Source organism: Gallibacterium genomosp. 2, assembly GCF_000771895.1.
Lineage (GTDB): Bacteria > Pseudomonadota > Gammaproteobacteria > Enterobacterales > Pasteurellaceae > Gallibacterium.
In genome coordinates, this window is sequence record NZ_JPXY01000007.1 from 17,919 (window position 1) to 35,453 (window position 17,535).

At 37.6% G+C, this 17,535-nt stretch carries 18 protein-coding genes and 1 riboswitch; of the genes, 5 read left to right on the top strand and 13 right to left on the bottom strand.

What is annotated here, in order from left to right; translation table 11 throughout:
- The first annotated feature begins 10 nt into the window (after positions 1 to 10).
- Together P375_RS01155 and P375_RS01160 are read left to right on the top strand one after the other, a co-directional pair.
- A complete protein-coding gene (locus tag P375_RS01155; RefSeq protein WP_245176406.1) occupies positions 11 to 1,024 on the top strand; it encodes an ROK family protein in 1,014 nt (337 codons plus the stop codon).
- Positions 999 to 1,556 (top strand): Crp/Fnr family transcriptional regulator, encoded by a 558-nt coding sequence (locus P375_RS01160; protein WP_013745747.1) that lies wholly within the window; start codon positions 999 to 1,001, stop codon positions 1,554 to 1,556. The genes P375_RS01155 and P375_RS01160 overlap by 26 nt, the downstream gene beginning before the upstream one ends.
- Positions 1,557 to 1,596: 40 nt before the next feature.
- Here the strand turns inward: P375_RS01160 and P375_RS01165 are convergent, their stop codons facing one another.
- Positions 1,597 to 2,112 (bottom strand): hemerythrin domain-containing protein, encoded by a 516-nt coding sequence (locus tag P375_RS01165; RefSeq protein ID WP_039133382.1) that lies wholly within the window; start codon positions 2,110 to 2,112, stop codon positions 1,597 to 1,599.
- 237 nt (positions 2,113 to 2,349) lie between these two features.
- Between P375_RS01165 and P375_RS01170 the strand changes: the two genes are divergently transcribed.
- Positions 2,350 to 3,675 (top strand): hemolysin family protein, encoded by a 1,326-nt coding sequence (locus P375_RS01170; RefSeq protein WP_039133386.1) that lies wholly within the window; start codon positions 2,350 to 2,352, stop codon positions 3,673 to 3,675.
- Positions 3,676 to 3,702: 27 nt separating this feature from the next.
- Here the strand turns inward: P375_RS01170 and P375_RS01175 are convergent, their stop codons facing one another.
- The 5 genes from P375_RS01175 to P375_RS01195 form a co-directional block, all read right to left on the bottom strand.
- Positions 3,703 to 4,098: a VOC family protein gene (locus P375_RS01175; protein WP_039133388.1), complete on the bottom strand. Its 396-nt coding sequence runs from the start codon at positions 4,096 to 4,098 to the stop codon at positions 3,703 to 3,705.
- Positions 4,099 to 4,162: 64 nt separating this feature from the next.
- A complete protein-coding gene (locus P375_RS01180; protein WP_039133391.1) occupies positions 4,163 to 6,595 on the bottom strand; it encodes a molybdopterin guanine dinucleotide-containing S/N-oxide reductase in 2,433 nt (810 codons plus the stop codon).
- Positions 6,596 to 6,664: 69 nt separating this feature from the next.
- A riboswitch (molybdenum cofactor riboswitch) is annotated at positions 6,665 to 6,797 on the bottom strand.
- Positions 6,798 to 6,831: 34 nt separating this feature from the next.
- On the bottom strand, positions 6,832 to 7,953 hold the full coding sequence (locus tag P375_RS01185) for a NapC/NirT family cytochrome c (protein WP_432430737.1): 1,122 nt from the start codon (positions 7,951 to 7,953) through the stop codon (positions 6,832 to 6,834).
- A 324-nt stretch (positions 7,954 to 8,277) separates the two neighbouring features.
- Positions 8,278 to 8,772 carry a ribonuclease E activity regulator RraA gene (gene rraA / locus P375_RS01190; protein WP_039133396.1) on the bottom strand — a complete coding sequence of 165 codons (495 nt, stop codon included), beginning with the start codon at positions 8,770 to 8,772 and terminating at the stop codon, positions 8,278 to 8,280.
- Between the two features lie 31 nt (positions 8,773 to 8,803).
- The gene (locus tag P375_RS01195) at positions 8,804 to 9,709 is read right to left on the bottom strand and encodes a 1,4-dihydroxy-2-naphthoate polyprenyltransferase (protein ID WP_039133398.1); all 906 of its coding nucleotides are present in this window, start codon (positions 9,707 to 9,709) and stop codon (positions 8,804 to 8,806) included.
- A gap of 107 nt (positions 9,710 to 9,816) precedes the next feature.
- On the opposite strand from P375_RS01195, the gene tsaA reads away from it, so the two are divergent.
- On the top strand, positions 9,817 to 10,524 hold the full coding sequence (gene tsaA, locus P375_RS01200; RefSeq protein ID WP_039133400.1) for a tRNA (N6-threonylcarbamoyladenosine(37)-N6)-methyltransferase TrmO: 708 nt from the start codon (positions 9,817 to 9,819) through the stop codon (positions 10,522 to 10,524).
- A gap of 41 nt (positions 10,525 to 10,565) precedes the next feature.
- On the opposite strand, the gene P375_RS01205 is transcribed toward tsaA, so the two are convergent.
- The 6 genes from P375_RS01205 to coaBC are packed head-to-tail and all read right to left on the bottom strand — an operon-like array spanning position 10,566 to position 14,561.
- Positions 10,566 to 11,321, bottom strand: coding sequence for a class I SAM-dependent methyltransferase (locus P375_RS01205; protein WP_039133402.1), 756 nt, complete (start codon positions 11,319 to 11,321; stop codon positions 10,566 to 10,568).
- A 20-nt stretch (positions 11,322 to 11,341) separates the two neighbouring features.
- A complete protein-coding gene (crp, locus tag P375_RS01210; RefSeq protein ID WP_156106928.1) occupies positions 11,342 to 11,998 on the bottom strand; it encodes a cAMP-activated global transcriptional regulator CRP in 657 nt (218 codons plus the stop codon).
- Positions 11,999 to 12,058: 60 nt separating this feature from the next.
- The gene (locus P375_RS01215; protein ID WP_039133405.1) at positions 12,059 to 12,286 is read right to left on the bottom strand and encodes a YheU family protein; all 228 of its coding nucleotides are present in this window, start codon (positions 12,284 to 12,286) and stop codon (positions 12,059 to 12,061) included.
- A gap of 2 nt (positions 12,287 to 12,288) precedes the next feature.
- On the bottom strand, positions 12,289 to 12,918 hold the full coding sequence (gene slmA / locus P375_RS01220; RefSeq protein ID WP_039133408.1) for a nucleoid occlusion factor SlmA: 630 nt from the start codon (positions 12,916 to 12,918) through the stop codon (positions 12,289 to 12,291).
- On the bottom strand, positions 12,893 to 13,345 hold the full coding sequence (dut, locus tag P375_RS01225) for a dUTP diphosphatase (RefSeq protein ID WP_039133411.1): 453 nt from the start codon (positions 13,343 to 13,345) through the stop codon (positions 12,893 to 12,895). Before dut ends, slmA begins: the two co-directional genes overlap by 26 nt.
- Positions 13,332 to 14,561: a bifunctional phosphopantothenoylcysteine decarboxylase/phosphopantothenate--cysteine ligase CoaBC gene (gene coaBC, locus P375_RS01230; RefSeq protein WP_039133414.1), complete on the bottom strand. Its 1,230-nt coding sequence runs from the start codon at positions 14,559 to 14,561 to the stop codon at positions 13,332 to 13,334. Before coaBC ends, dut begins: the two co-directional genes overlap by 14 nt.
- 200 nt (positions 14,562 to 14,761) lie before the next feature.
- Here coaBC and radC point away from each other — a divergent pair, with 200 nt between their 5' ends.
- Positions 14,762 to 15,427, top strand: a complete 666-nt coding sequence (radC, locus tag P375_RS01235) for a RadC family protein (protein WP_039133416.1) — start codon at positions 14,762 to 14,764, stop codon at positions 15,425 to 15,427.
- Positions 15,428 to 15,514: 87 nt separating this feature from the next.
- On the opposite strand, the gene htpG is transcribed toward radC, so the two are convergent.
- A complete protein-coding gene (gene htpG / locus P375_RS01240; protein WP_039133420.1) occupies positions 15,515 to 17,401 on the bottom strand; it encodes a molecular chaperone HtpG in 1,887 nt (628 codons plus the stop codon).
- Between the last annotated feature and the right edge of the window lie 134 nt (positions 17,402 to 17,535).

The following is a 17,535-nucleotide window of genomic DNA, read 5'->3' on the forward strand; positions in this document are numbered from 1 at the left end:
GAAAAACTTTATGAAACAGAATCATCTTATGGAATATTATGTTGGTATTGATATTGGAGGCACTAATACTAAAATCGGTATTGTGGATAATCATTGTAATATCCTCATTGAACGCGCTATCAAAACACTATCCATACAAGGTGCACAACAAACATTTGCTCGTATTTGGCAGACAGTACAAGATATGGCAAATGCATTGAATATCTCTACTGATCAGCTACTCGGTATAGGTTTAGGCATTCCCGGTTTAGTCGTAAATCAGGCAATTATCTCGCGCGCCTCAAACTTCTCTTGGGGAGATAACTTTAACGCTAAACAATTAATGGAAGATATTTCTCAAAAATTCGTGAAAGTCGAAAAAGACGTGAATAATATCGCTTTAGGAGAATTATTATTCGGTAGTGGTCGGGGCTTTAATAATATTATTGTCATATCTATTGGTACGGGGTTGTCCGCCGGTATCATTATTGATCAAAAAATCTTATCTGGAGTAAATGGTTGTGCCGGTGAGTTTGGTCATATTGTGGTTAATGAAAAAGGATTAAAATGTGGTTGTGGTTTAACCGGATGTCTTGAAACTTATGCCTCTGCCACTGGAATTCTTAGAGAAACTAAAAGACTGATACTTGAAAAGAAAGTAGGAATGTTGAGTGAACAATTCTATCATCACTTATCTGACTTAGAAGTCAGCCATATATTTGATTTTTACAATAAAAATGATGAAATTGCGATTGAAGTAATAGAGAATTTCTGCAAATATTTAGCCTATGGATTGGGAGTATTGTTAAATACAGTTGATCCAGAACTCGTGATTTTAGCTGGAGGCGTTTCTAAATCAGCAGATTTGATCATACAAAAAGTAAAAATATATCTAACTCGTTATGCATTATCTGCATCTTTAGAGAAAATCCAAATGAAACGCTGTCAATTACTTGATTCTGCCGGCATAAAAGGCGCTGCATCACTCGTTATTAATGACTATAGGCATAGAACACACAATGAATCAAATATTATCTCCTTATGACTTGAAGTGTTGTCAATGTACCCCTTTACATACAGTACCAAAAGGCACAGTACTTTATCTTCAAGGCGATTCATCACACGAATTTTATTTTGTTGAAAAAGGGTTAGTTGGTCTATATCACATGCTAGAGAACGGCAAAGAAAGCTTAGTTAGAATTTATAAACAAGGCGATTATTTCGGTTTTAGAACGCTCTTTGGCGATGGTACATACCACTGTAGTGCAAGGATCTTAAAAAAATCTGAAATTATTAGGATTACACCTCAAGATTTAGATAACTTTTTTTTAGAAAATCCCCATACTGTCCATATGCTATTTCAAATACTGGCAAATGAACTAAGAGATGCTGAGAGTAGGCTAGCAAAAAGTGCTTATCTAAAAAGTTTAGATAGAATTATTGATAGCATCTGTTTTCTTAATGAAAACTTCCCTGAATATAATTGGACAAACCGTGAAATTGCAGAGTACACAGGTTGTGAAACCGAAACTGCAATCCGAATTACTAAAGAATTACGGCGTAAAAATCTACTCTAAATCATAAAAAACCTGTTTCTTTATAGAAACAGGTTTCTTTTTATTTTTCACTACATACTCTTGGGAAGAAAATCTCATTTTCGAAATAAATATGCTCGTGAAGATCGGCAATAAATTTCTCAATACCGCTGTAAAGCGCTTGCCAAGTGCCACAAGCTCCCTTAGGAAGCGTTAAATTACGCGTTAAAGTTAATAATGTTCTCACATCTTCTTCCGCTTCATCGTGTTCCGCCAACATTACTTGAATCGGCATTCTTGCCATTGCATATTGACCGGCTTTAATCATTTGGAACAGAATCTGCTCCTCTTTCCGCATATGCATATCAAGATCTTGATAAATTTTATCTAAAATAGACGAACTGCCTGCCGGGCAATTCGGACTGTCGGCGTGAACCTGTTCAACGGTTTGCGCCAATTTAATTAACTCCGGCAACTGTTGACGATGACGTTGGTGATAACCGTTTTCCACAAAAGAAATCACTTCGTGATAATCTGCCGTACGCCATTTTTGCACATCTGAATCAGAAAAATAATTTTGTTGAGACGCTGCTGTCATAAATCTCTCCTCAGAGGTTATAAGGGCAATATCTGACTAAAATAGTAAGGTTTACTGCTCACAAAAACAATTACCCAATATGGTGTATTTCTTTTACTGCTTAAAATAACCACTTTGCTTAACGATATTCTTTATTCTTTTGATAAATAAAATTGATGAAATTAGCCGATCTCTATCTTTTTCTAGTACAATAGCTTGGTTTTGGTAAGTAAATATTTAAATGTTGATAGGTGTTTTGTGACTATTTTTCAAAATCTTATTGTTATTGTTGCTTTAATTGCCGCTTCAAGTTTTCTTTCCATTTCAGAAATTTCGATTGCAGGTGCACGCAAAATCAAATTAAAGCTTATTGCGGAAAGTGGCGATGAACGAGCAAATAAAGTATTGTTTTTACAAGAAAATTCAGCTGATTTTTTTGCCGCCTCACAAATTGGTTTAAATGCGGTTGCTATTTTAGGAGGTATCTTAGGGGAGTCTGCATTTCGCCCCTATTTTGTCAGCTTAGTTGAAGAGTTTTATCAGGGAGAATGGGCGGAAACAATCGGATTTACCTTATCATTTTCATTGGTAACTTCTCTCTTTATCATCTTTGCCGATTTAATGCCTAAACGTATGGCAATGATTGCACCAGAAAAAATTGCAGTAACATTGATTCACCCAATCAATATTTTTATTCTGATCTGTAAGCCTTTTACTTGGATCATCAATTCTATTGCTAATACTATTTTTCGTCTTTTCAAAATGAATATTAACCGTGAAGATAACATCACTTTCGATGATATTTCTGCGGTTGTAGATGCAGGAGCACAGGCAGGAGTATTACAACAGCAGGAACATCATTTCATTGAAAATGTGTTTGAGTTGGAAGAGCGTACCGTGCCGTCCAGTATGACCACTCGAGAAAATGTGGTCTATTTCACCTTAAAAGAATCTGAACAAAGTATTCGTCAAAAAATTGCTGATTATCCATATTCCAAATTTTTGGTTTGTAACGAAAATATTGATCAAGTCATTGGTTATGTCGATACCAAAGATATTTTGGTAAAAATTTTAAATAATCAATCAATGATCCAACTTAATGAATCAACTATTCGCAATGTTTTGATTATTCCAGATACCTTAACTTTATCAGAACTATTAGACCGTTTCCGTGCAACTAAAGAGAAATTTGCTGTAGTAATGAACGAATATGCATTAGTCGTCGGGGTTATTACATTATCAGATATTATGATGACGGTAATGGGAGACTGGGTTGCTCCTATTGAGCAGGATCAACAAATCATTAAACGTGATGAAAACTCGTGGTTAATTGAAGGATCAACGCCAATTGAGAATGTAAAACACGCTTTATCCATTAATATCGATTTTCCTGAATGGGAAAATTACGAAACCATCGCTGGATTTATGATGTATCGTTTAAGAAAAATTCCTCGTCCGGCGGATGCAGTCGAATTTGAAGGATTTAAATTTGAAGTTGTCGATATTGACCACTATAAAATAGACCAGTTACTAGTAACTCGTATCACACATCCACCATTGAAGATTAAAGAAGTTAGCGAATAATCTCAAAATGCCTACTTTCCGTAGGCATTATTTCTCTATATTCTCTTGATAATTTGACAACTCAATTAAATTACCATCAGGATCACGCAAATAAACAGAATGAATTTTTCCAACCGCACCTGTACGCTCCACAATACCAGCTTCGATGCTTAAATTCTGCTCTTTTAAATAACTCAGCACTTGTTCTAACGGTTCAGATACAATAAAACAAAGATCCGCACTTCCAGCTTGCACGAGCTTAGCCTTTGGCTCAAATTCTTTTCCTAATTGATGTAAATTAATTTTTTGTTGTCCAAATTGTAATGCTACCCTTCCTCCTAAAAATATCTGCTTTTTCATTCCCAATTTTTGATAAAACGCCACTGAGATATCAATATCTTTAACAGTTAATACCAAATGATCCAAATGAGTTATTTTGAGCATATATTCTCCTAATATCTATATAAATAATCCGCACATTTTTGTGCGGATTATTTACTTCTAGGTCTTAACCAACCATTTTAGGCTGTTGAAACACCGTAACCGCAGGGGCTTCACCGATGAATTTTTCTACCTGAACAATACAAGTATTTGGCGAGTTACCCTGAGCGAGTTTTGACGTACCTTCATCACGAGTTAGCACATTCGGACAACCGTTTTTACATAATGGTTTATCAGATTGTCCAAGGTCTGCTGGATCGTACCAAGCCCCTTCGTGCAAGGCTACTGTGCCTTTGATAATTCCATCAGTAACCACTGCCCCAGCAAGCACTTGTCCACGTGAATTGAAAATTCGCACAATATCACCATCAACAATACCACGTGCCGCCGCATCATCTTTGTGAATTAATACGGGTTCACGATCATTAACGGCATATTTTTGACGCAATGAAGTGTGTGCAAGCTGGCTGTGCAAGCGGTAATATGGGTGTGGCGTAACTAAAGCTAAAGGTGCTTCTGCGGTGGTGTTGCCAGCAAATTCTGCCGGTTCCATCCAGCTTGGATAGCCTTTGCAATCATCATAATTCATTTTGGCTACCACATCAGAATAAATTTCAATTTTACCTGATGGTGTACCCAATGGATTCAACAATGGATCATTGCGGAACTCTTCATAACGCACCCATTTTTTCGCTTTTTCATTGGCTTTGAAAGTAATCGGTTTATTTTCTTGCCAGAATTTCTCAAATTTAGGCATTAATACACGGTTTTTGCGTGCCGCATCAAATGCGGTTTGGTAGAAACCTTTTAGCCAATCCATCTCTGATTTATTTTCGGTGAAGATGTCATAATCACTTTTTGCTTCAAATTGCGGTGGCACAACTTGTTTCATTGGGTAGATATTCATCATTGAATAATCGCCTGACATTGTTAAGTCGTTACGCTCATAACTTGTGGTTACAGGCAATACAATATCTGCCATTCGTGCCGTTGGCGTCCAGTTTACTTCATTCACAATAAAGGTATCTGGCTTATGGAAGGCTTTCACTAAGGTATTGGTATCTTGATGATGCACAAATGGATTACCACCTGCCCAATAAACTAATTTAATATCAGGATAGGTAATTTCCGTGCCATTATATTGAATCGTTTTGCCGGGGTTAAGTAAAGCATCTGCAACCCGTGCCACAGGAAATGCCATTTTTGAGGTTTCATCAAGCCACGTTTTTTCCCCTGCTTGTACGGCTGGATTTGCGGTGATCGAACCTAAAATTCCGCCTGTTGCGGTTGGTACGCCACCATTGGCATAGTGATAACTAAAGCCGAAACCACCGCCTGGTAAACCAATTTGCCCGAGCATAGAAGCTAGCGTTACCATCATCCAGTGGCTTTGCTCACCATGGCGTTGACGTTGCATTCCCCAACCGCCCATTAACATTGTGCGTTTAGTCACAAAATCATTGGCAAGTTGTTTAATCATCTCCACTGGTACGCCAGTTAATTTACTCGCCCAGGTGGCATCTTTTGGCTGCCCATCTGTTTTGCCTAATAAATATTCTTCAAATTTATCATAGCCTGAAGTGTATTTTTTCAAGAAGGTTTTGTCGTGCTTGTCTTCAGTCACCAAGGTATGTGCAATCCCTAGCATTAGTGGCACGTCAGTTGCCGTATTAATCGGGATCCAGTCTGCGCCTAAAAATTCGCAACTTTCGCTACGCACAGGATCAATGCAAATAATGCGTTTGCCGCTCTCTTTTAATTTTTTGAAATAGGCTAAGCCTTCTTGATCCGTAGATGTCCACGCAATGCGTAAGGTTGTGAGTGGATTTGCCGACCATAACACCACAATCTCAGAACTTTCTAAAATGGTTTCCCAGCTGGTTTGTTGCTCATAAACTTCAATTGTGCCTAAAATGTGCGGCATAATCACTTGTGCTGCCCCAGTTGAATAATCCCCTTTTGAGCCAACAAAACCACCCGTTACATTAAGGTAACGATGTAGCAAGGTGCGTGCTGCGTGTAGTGAGCCTGAGCTATACCAACCATAAGATCCAGCATAAATCCCTGTTGCACCGTAGCTATCTCTCACCCGTTTCATCTCTTTTGCCACAAGATCAAACGCCTGTTCCCAAGATACGCGTACCCATTCATCACGTCCACGCAAGGTGGTATCTTTGTTGCCTTCTAAATAGCCCTTACGCACCATTGGATATTTAACACGGGTTTCGCTATAAAGCTGATCGGCAACCACAGATTGCAATTCATTGGTTAGCGGTGCAGGAATCGCAGGGCCTGACTTCACCACTTTCCCCTCTTCCACAACCACGCCTAAAGGCCCCCAGTGTGCCGCTGTTACTACTGTAGATTGTTCTGCAGCCAATGCTGAATTGGAAAAAAGTGTCCCTACTGTACTACCGGTTAATGATACTCCAGCCATCCCTAAAGAAGAATTTTTAATAAAATCACGACGGCTTACATTGATTTTGTTTTGTTTTCTCATATTGAACCTCGTCAAATGATTTTTCACGTTCCATATACAATAAAAATTTTAACTTGGAAATATAACGTGAATATTAAAGTTGCGACACCTTTCTAAAACGAGTGGCATAATCATTTCTAACCATACCATTGTGCAATCAAGTTGCAGGCATTGCTTCCATATCTTTCGACTTAGGATCACAAGCTCGGAGTCAAACCTGTGCTAAATAATTTTAGCCATATTCCAAATGGAAACTGTTAATGTGATGCGCCCACTTTATCCTTACTATTACGTTGTAAATAAATCGTGAGTGTGCGGACATCATCTGCTGACATTGATGTGCGATTTTTCATTGAATTCACCACACCAATCCATTGATTTGCGGTGTAATGATCTGCTCCAATTGCAGCGTGACAACCACTACAATAGGTTTCATTTAGATTTTTACCAAATTGATTAAGTGCGGTTAAATTTGCCGTTAAAATAGATTTCGGTGCATTAATTTGCAAACGGACTTCCTTCCAATCTGAAGCGGTAACTTCATCATAAACGGTCCGTAATACCTGCATTTTATCTTGAGGCACATCTTCCAATAACGCCACCATAATGCGTTTACCTAAATCCATATAAAGAATGCTTTCTGCCCCGGCTTGTTGCCAGCCTGTGAGCGTTACTGAAACTTGATCAGCCGTGGCTTTCCAATCGGTTAATTCCGCATAAGGCATTAGGCGAATACTGCCTCCGTCAACAATATTAGCATTACTCATCGCAAGGCTATATAAAGTTTTATCCTGCGGACTAAATTCACCACCGTGTTTACTTAATTCACCACTGGCTTCTTGATTATCAATTTCCATCTCAGGCATAAAATGTACTATCCCTTTATGGCAATCAATGCACGTTTGGTTGGTTTCCTGTGCTATTTTATGCATTTTCTGTGCTGCTTCTGATTGCTCTGAAAGCTCCATTGCTTCCATACTATGACAGCTTTTACAGGTTGCCGAATCACTAGCTTTCATATCTTCCCAAACCGATTTAGCCATCGCGAGGCGGTGTGCTTCATAGGATTCCTGGTCTGGTAATTTATCGACCACAAGGGTATTCCACACATCTTTTAATGCCATCACCTTAGTTTTCACATAATGAAATGCGGAATCTTGCGGAATATGACAATCTGAACATTCCGCCCTAATACCTTTACGGTTGGAAAAATGTACACTGCCCTCCCATTCTTCCTTTGGAATTTCCATAGAATGGCAACTCACACAAAATTCTGTTGTGCTTGTTTGTTTCATCACATATTGTGTAACAGCTAAAATTACACCACCTAATATCACACCTATTAAACCGACGAAAAAAAGTTTTTTATTGAGTTTCACTTCAATCTCCCACATTTAATTAAATACTTATTATAAATATGGGTAATTATATTTATCATTATGATCAACTCAATAAAGTAAAATATGCCCTTCTAACAAATAATATAAGATATTGATTCAACTCAAAATTAATGAAATGAAATGTAGACTGGTTAAAGAAAGACTTTTGTCGTGTTGAAAGTAGAAATCTACAACTTGTTGTTTAAAGTTTTAGTTATATTTGGTCATAAAAAATCTGCACCTCTATTGTTGGATAATAAGTCCAACTTTAGGGGTGCAGATCATAGATAAGGCTTTTTTGACAAAATAAAAATCGAAATTGGATTATTCTGCTTCAGAAAGATCTAATTGCTCCGGAGAAAGAATAATTCCGGTTAAATCCGCATATACAAAATCTTCCGGTAAGAAAGAAACGCCACCAAAGTTAACAGGAACATCCACTTCACCACTAGTCTGTTCATCTGCAGAAACCGGAATAGGAGCCAATGCCTGAATACCGATATTGATGTTTTCCAACTGGTCAATTTGACGTACTGCACCATAAACAATAATACCTTCCCAGCCGTTATCTGCGGCTAATTGAGCCAATTCAGCATCAATCAACGCTCGACGTACCGCACCACCACCATCGATTAATAACACTCGTCCCTGCCCTTCTTCTTCCAACATCTCAGAGATTAAACCATTACTTTCAAAGCATTTAATGGTTGTAATTTTTCCTGAAAAAGCTGAAACGCCTCCAAAGCTAGAAAAAATCGGGTCTACAACATCAACTTGATCCAAGTAAATATCGCAAAGTTCTGATGTGTCAATTCTCATCGCATTTTCCTTTTTTCAAAATGAACCGGGATTATCCCAAACAAAGTCCTAAACTAAAAATAATATTAAATAATAGTGCTAATTTAGCCATTTGTGCAAGCATTGGACGTAATTGCAGAGCATCTTGATGATTCATCACAAAAACAGCGTGTTTAGCTAATAGTGGGAACACTAAAATAAAAATAAAACTATACCAGTGTTGAAAATGATAAAGTGCAAACAGCAATGCAAACAATGCAGCCAAAAAAATCAGACTAATATGATAATAACGCCCCGCAACAGCACCGATTCTCACAATTAGGGTATTTTTCCCAGATTTTCTATCTTGCTCAATATCTCGTAAGTTATTGATATTTAAAACAGCAACAGCTAAAAGTCCAGACATCATTGCCGGCAATATCATTGCCCAATTTAAAAGATGTGATTGCAAATAAAAAGTACCGCACACACCGAGCAATCCAAAGAAGATGAAGACAGATACATCACCTAATCCCATATAACCATAAGGTTTTTTACCAACGGTGTAAGTAATGGAAGCAATAATCGCCAAAATACCCAACACTATAAATGCCAACACATCATTCCACGTTTGGCAAGCTACTGCAATCAATGCCACACCGGAAATCATACTGGCAAATGTGACTAGAATTAATCCTAACCGCAATTGGGAAAATGTAATTGCTCCTTGTTGAATCCCACGTAATGGTCCAATTCGTTCTATGGTATCTGAACCTTTTATATGATCGCCATAATCATTGGCAAAATTGGACACAATCTGCAATAAAGTTGCAGTAATCAATGCCAATAAAGCAATAGTAGCATCAAATTGATGATAGTAATATGCCAATGCCGATCCAGTAACAATTGAAGCGATTGCCAATGGCAACGTTTTCGGTCTTGCGGTTTCAAACCACATTTTGCATTTATTTGATTCCATTATTTCTCTAAATTTATTTTATAATCATCTCTTATTTCTTAAACAAGTTGATAATTTTACCTGAATTCCTTTAATTGTAACTACTTATTTATTGGCATAACACAAATATGAGTATTACCTTACAACCAATTGCTACTATTTATACGCCCTATAGTGAAAAATTTTCTGTTCCAAGACAACCTGAACTAGCACCACACGGTAAAGGTATTTTGCAATTACTTCCTCCTTATAATGTGCCGGAAGCTGTTCGTGGCATTGAGCAATTTTCACATTTATGGTTGATTTTCCAATTTGATCGCATTACCACTGATAAATGGTCACCAACTGTACGTCCACCTCGCTTAGGTGGTAATGAACGCATTGGTGTTTTTGCTTCTCGATCAACACATCGCCCAAATTCGCTTGGTTTATCCAAAGTAAAATTGGAGCGAGTTGAGATTCACGCACAACACATTTTATTACATTTAGGCAGTGTTGATTTAGTTAATGGCACACCGATTTTTGATATTAAGCCTTATATTGCCTATGCTGATAGCCAACCTGATGCTGATTCTGGCTTTGCCCAACAAAAGCCAACTCCCCAATTACAAGTTGAATTTACTTCTTTAGCTCAACAGCAATTAACTGTATTTAGTGTCATTTACCCCGATTTATTGCCATTAATCCAAGAGGTTTTACAACAAGATCCACGTCCGGCATATCAACGCAAACAACTTTCCGAACGGATATATGGAATGACGCTTTGGGACATTAATGTGCAATGGCGAATGAAAAGTAAAAATCTGGTTGAAGTGTTAAACTTAAATAAAAAATAACTACATAAAAATGGGGAGATTTTGATCTACCCATTACTTTGTTATTTTTGACTACAAACTGCAATAAAGTGCATTTTGTTTTGTGGATCATTAAAAAAACTGAACATTTTCTTAAAAGTTTCTCGATTTTCAGAACGCAACGCATTCCGCACAAGTTTTAATGTTCCCAGTACACCTTCGTCATAGAGCATTCCTTTAGGTGATAACAATGTCATCTCGCCAGAATAGGTATCAACATTACTGAAACCTACCTGTTTAAACAAATCTTTCCACCCTTCTTTGGTTAATGGTGTGATACTAATATTAATCACCTCACGTAAAGTTGCTAAAATTTGCTCTTCATTATGTTCCAACAACATTACATCGTGAGTTAATAAAAAACCACCCGGTTTTAATACTCGGAAATATTCCGTTACCGCTTTACGTTTTGCTTCTAACGGCAACATTGTTAACATTGCTTCATTAATTACAATATCGAATGAATTATCTGCAAACGGCAATTTCATTGCATTGGCACGCTGTACGTGAATTAAATCATCCAATTTTGCTTCACTAATATTCTTCTGTGCCTTTGCTAACGCCTGCTCATCCAAATCCACACCTTCAATATGACAACCGAACCGCTCAGCTATACCTATTGCTGTCGTCCCCATATTGCAGGCGACCTCCAACACTTTTTTATCTTTATTGAAATCACCGTTTGCAATTAGCCAATCTGTCCCTTTTTTACCACCCGGACGTAAACGCGTTTTGCCTAAACGAGCTAAAAAATTATGCCCAATTTCATCTTTTTTCATTTTCTTTCGCCTTATAAAACTTATCTAGTTCCATAAACAACAATAGTTTTACCATGTGCAGAAATCAAGCCTTGGTCTTCCAGCATTTTTAAAATTCTACCTACCGTTTCACGAGAACAACCAACCATTTGTCCAATTTCCTGGCGAGTAATTTTAATCTGCATCCCTTCCGGATGTGTCATTGCATCCGGCATTCTCGCTAAATGCAATAATGTTTGTGCGATACGACCAGTAACATCAAGAAAAGCCAAATTACTCACCTGCTTTGAAGTGTTTTGCAAGCGACGTGCTAATTGCGAGGTCAAATACATCAAAATTTCAGGATTAACCTGAATCAGTTGACGAAACTTTTTATAAGAAATTTCAGCCACTTCGCAGGTTGTTTTCGCTTTAACCCACGCACTGCGCACTTTTACATCTTCAAATAGACCAAGCTCACCAAAAAAATCTCCTTGGCTCAAATAAGACAAAATCATCTCTTTGCCTTCATCATCTTTGACTGAAACCGCAATAGAACCTTTAATTAAATAATAGAGCGTTTCAGCTTTTTCACCAGCATTAATTAAGGTGCTTTTCGCTGGATATTTATGAATATGACAATGTGATAAAAACCACTCCAACGTAGGATCCGTTGTTGTTTCTTCTTGTTGTACTTCTATTTCTTCTTTCATATCCATACTGCCACCAACACCTATACAAATTACTAAAATGACAAAATTATAATGTTATAGCATATTTCATTTATGCTGTGTTAAAAATTCCCGTTTCAATTTCAAATCAAGCGTTTGATGCAGTTCAGACCAAACAATCACCACTTCCCCCGACTTAATCTGTTTTAGCAAACGAGCTTCTTTTTCTGCTAGCGTCAACTCTCTTGCGCCATAATCCGTACCTTCACGTAAAATAAAACTCTGCGTAATATTATGCAGTGCCGTTTCACTTAATTGTTGCCAAGGAATAATCATAATTAATCAAAAATCGATTCAACTAACTTCCACTGCGTTTCAAAATCCTGACTTGACAAATGCCTAAAGTTAGAACGCACATAACGCATAAATTGCCCCTCACATAATAATACCAAATAACCGGCAATAGCACGTTCATCCATTTTAAAACCTCTGCCCTCACGCAATTTTCGCATTTGTAATACATTAACTAATTGCAATTCTAAACGATCAAAAAAAGTCGCCACTCGCATTTGCAACGATTTATCTTCAAACATCAATGCATGCCCAGTTAAAATCCGAGTTAATCCCGGATTTTTCTGAGCAAAGGTCAACACCATTTGCAAAATATCGTGTACTCGTAATTTAGTATCCGTCTGCATTTTCATTGATTGTGTAATTCTCTGTAACAGTACTGTTTCAATCTGTTCAATCAATGCTTCAAAAATTTTTGTTTTGCTCGGAAAATAACGATATAACGCCGCTTCCGATACACCAACCGCTTCTGCTAATTTTGCCGTAGTAATCCGTTCCATTCCTTGATCTGAATGCAGTAAATGCGTCACAATCGCTAATACTTGCTGGCGACGTGCTTCTATAGAACGTTTTTCAACCTTTTTCTTCGGTTTATTTTCCTGTATGACCAAATCCACCGCTGCCTCTTTCTGTCTGCTCAAAATCAATCACAATGTTAAATTCAGCTTGTACAACAGGCACAAACACAAGCTGTGCAATACGATCTCCAACTTCTATCGTAAAAGGTTGTTGACTCCGATTCCACGCAGAGATCATTAACGGCCCTTGGTAATCTGAGTCAATTAACCCAACCAAATTCCCCAATACAATGCCGTGCTTATGTCCTAATCCGGAACGAGGTAAAATCACCGCCGCTAAATTTGGATCTCCGATATAAATGGACAATCCGGTCGGAATTAACTGTGTTTCACCAGGTTGTAACACAATTTTTTCTTGAGCCAAAGCTCGTAAATCAAGACCAGCAGCTCCTTCAGTAGCATAAGTCGGTAACGGAAATTCATTGCCCAAACGGCTATCAAGAATCTTAACATCAATTTTCTTCATTATTTTTCTTCTCTGCTTGATAAAGTTGCATAATATGTTGTACTAGCTGTTGTGCCAATTCGCTTTTATGGGCTAGCGACAACGATAAACTACCTTGTCGCCAGAAAAGTTGCAATGCATTATTATCACTGCTAAAACCTTGCCCAGCGATTGAAACATCATTAGCACAAATTAAATCTAAATTTTTACGCACCAATTTATCTTTTGCATAATTTTCAACATCTTGCGTTTCTGCGGCAAAACCAACCGTAAATGGACGTTGCTGTTTAAGATGACCAACATCAGCAATAATATCTGGATTTTTCACCAATTTTAGTGTCAATTCTTCGCACGATTTTTTAATTTTTTGCGTAGCAATTTCAGCTACACGATAATCCGCAACAGCTGCACAACCGATAAAAATATCATTCAACACTGCTGCCTGCATTGATTTCTGCCACATTTCTACCGCTGTTTTTATCCAAACTACATTCACGCCATTCGGTGCAGCCAAATTCACTGGCCCACTGATTAATGTCACTTCTGCACCTTGTTTGGCAAAAGCTTCAGCAATCGCATACCCCATTTTCCCAGAACTATAATTGGAAATATAACGCACCGGATCAATCGGCTCTTGAGTTGGGCCGGCAGTAATCACTACTTTGATCCATTGCAACGGTTGCTCAGTGAAAAACTGCTGTGCTAATACTTCAACAATTTTCTGTGGTTCAGACATCCTGCCTGCTCCAACGTCACCACACGCCTGCACACCACTGTCCGGTCCAATAATCAACACACCACGCTGCCGTAAACTATGCAAATGTTGTTGAAGAACTGCTTGTGCATACATCTGTTGATTCATTGCAGGTGCAATCGCAATTGGTACTGCGGTCGCTAAACAGAGCGTTGTTAACAGATCATTTGCTAACCCCAAATTAAAACGGGCAATAAAATCCGCCGTTGCTGGAGCAATCACAACATAATCTGCCCATTTTGCCAGTTCAATATGCCCCATCGCTAATTCTGCTTGCGGATCAAACAATGAATGTGACACTGGATTAGTAGAAATCGCTTGTAATGTCAGTGGAGAAACAAAATGAGTAGCAGCATCGGTCAATACTACACGAACTTCCGCCCCCTGTTTACGCAATAAACGAATCAACTCAATAGCTTTATATGCTGCAATACCTCCGGTAATGCCAAGTAAAATTCGTTTATGTTGAAGAGATGAATTCATTAATTGAACGCCTTAGAACATCAAAATGAAAGATACATCATTTTACTGAATATTTGTCACCCTGCCAAATTAAGCACCGCCTATTTTCACTGAAAAAATTTTATATTTTCCGATCCTGATCGTAAAAATGGAATCTTGTCACAATTATCAATATACGAATGATTAAAATAACACTATTTGCAATAAATGAGATACAAGCAATGACAAGGTTAATGCCACGTGAAAAACTTTTACAACAAGGCGCCGATAAATTAAGCGATCAAGAATTATTAGCTATTTTTTTACGCACCGGTTTTAAAAACTGTTCAGTTATGACATTGGCTGAAAACAGCCTACATCATTTCGGATCTCTACGAGAATTATTAGCTGCTTCAAAAGAAAATTTCTGTGAAGTCAAAGGGCTAGGTATAACACAATACATTCAGTTACAAGCTTGTATTGAAATGACGAAACGCTATCTGACACAAGAAATAAAACAACAACCCCTATTCAATAATATCGAGTTTGCCAAACTTTATATGCAGACAGAATTATCCAATCAACAAAGGGAGCTTTTTATGGTTCTTTTTCTAGACAATCAACATTATTTAATTGAACAGGAAACCTTATTCCAAGGAACCATTAACAGTACACAAGTACATCCACGAGAAATTATTAAATCAGCCTTAAAATATAATGCTGCTGCCATTATTTTGGCTCATAATCATCCTTCTGGCATTACTACGCCCAGTAAAGAAGATATTGCTGTTACCGAACAGATCCAACAGGCGTGCAAACTGATTGATGTCAGAGTATTGGATCATTTAATTATTGGCAAAAACCAGGTTTTCTCTTTTTGTGAAAAAGGCTTAATTGATTTTCGATAAAAGAATCATTCTATGAACAAAATCCAACATTCCGAGCAAGAAAAAATCCGGCAAATGCCGGATTTTGTGGTAATAAATGACTCATCTTTAGCTTAAAAGATGATTAATACGTTTAATAAATGCGGTTGGATTATCCAACGTACCGCGTTCCGCTAACATAGCTTGCTCCAACAATAACTCAATCCACTCAGCAAATTGCTGCTCATCTGCAATATCTGCCACTTTTTTCACTAAATGATGTTCCGGATTAAGCTCAAATGTATATTTCACTTCCGGCATTTTTTGCCCAGCAGCGGCAAATAATTTCGCCATTTGTGTAGTCATTTGATCGTTATCAGTCGATACAATCGCCGGAGTTTCGCTCAAACGATGAGTTAAACGTACGTCTTTTACTCGATCACCTAACAACTTTTTCACGCGTTCAATAAAAGAAGCAAAAGTTTGTTCTTCTTCTTTTTGCTTACTTTCTTCTTCTTTATCCGCTAAATCACCTAAATCTAAATCTGATTTAGTAATGGTTTGTAGCGGTTTACCATCAAATTCAGTTAAATAGCTTAACATCCATTCATCAATGCGATCGGAAAGCAACAACACTTCAATGCCTTTCTTATTAAAGATCTCCAAGTGTGGACTGTTTTTCGCTGCGGTATAGCTGTCAGCCGTAATGTAATAAATTGCTTTTTGCCCCTCTTTCATTCGTGCAACATAGTCAGTTAACGACACTGTCTGTTCACTGCTATCATTATGTGTTGAAGCAAAACGTAACAACTTCGCAATCTCTTCTTTATTTGCCGGATCTTCTGCCGGACCTTCTTTCAAGACTAAACCAAATTCTTGCCAAAACTGTTGATATTTGCTTTTATCCTCATCTTTCGCCAATTTTTCCAACATTCCTAACGCACGTTTGGTTAATGCTTTACGCAATGCTGCGGTTACTTTATTATCTTGCAAAATTTCTCGCGATACATTTAACGGCAAATCATTGGAATCAATTAACCCTTTGATAAAACGCAAATAATTCGGCATAAACTGTTCCGCATCATCCATAATAAAGACACGTTGTACATACAGTTTCAAGCCGTGTTTTTGCTCACGATTAAAGAGATCCCAAGGCGCTTTCGCCGGCAAATAAAGCAAGCTGGTATATTCCTGTTTTCCTTCAACTTTATTATGTGCCCATAGCATCGGATCAGCAAAATCGTGACTTAAATGTTTATAAAATTCTTTATATTCATCATCACTGATTTCAGATTTTGAACGTGTCCAAAGTGCTTGGGCTTTATTGATTTTTTCCCATTTAACACCTGTTTCTTTACCTTCATCATCATATTCTTTTGTTAAAATTTCTACTGGTAAACCAATATGATCAGAATATTTTCCAATGATTTCGCGTAAACGCCACTCATTCAAAAACTCTTTTTCATCTTCACGCAAATGTAAGGTGATTTCTGTACCGCGATCTTTTTTCTCAATGTCGGCAACTGTAAACTCACCTTCACCAGCCGATTCCCAAAGTACACCTTTGTCTGCACTTTCACCAGCTGCACGTGTTTTCACGGTTACTTTATCAGCAACAATAAATGCAGAATAAAAACCAACCCCAAACTGTCCAATTAATTGACTGTCTTTCGCTTGTTCCGCCCCTAATGCGGATAAAAACTCTTTTGTACCTGATTTAGCAATTGTACCCAAATGTTCAATTGCTTGTTCACGCGTCATTCCGATGCCGTTATCACTGATGGTTAACGTACCTTTATCAGCATCCACGCTGATACGCACTTTTAGATCACCATCACCTTCATAAAGCTCTGGAGCAGAAAGTGCTTTAAAACGTAATTTATCCGCCGCATCCGATGCATTAGAAATTAATTCACGCAAAAAAATCTCTTTATTGGAATAAAGTGAATGGATCATTAATTGCAGAAGTTGTTTTACTTCTGATTGGAAACCTCTCGTTTCTTGATTAGTACTCATATTTTTTTCCTCATTAATCAAAAAAGACAAAAATATCTTTTCATTAAAATTGCTTACGATGGCAAAAAATAGGTATAAAAACCGATTTTTCAAGGTTTGGAGGTATAAAAAATGCAATCTATCAAGATCGCATT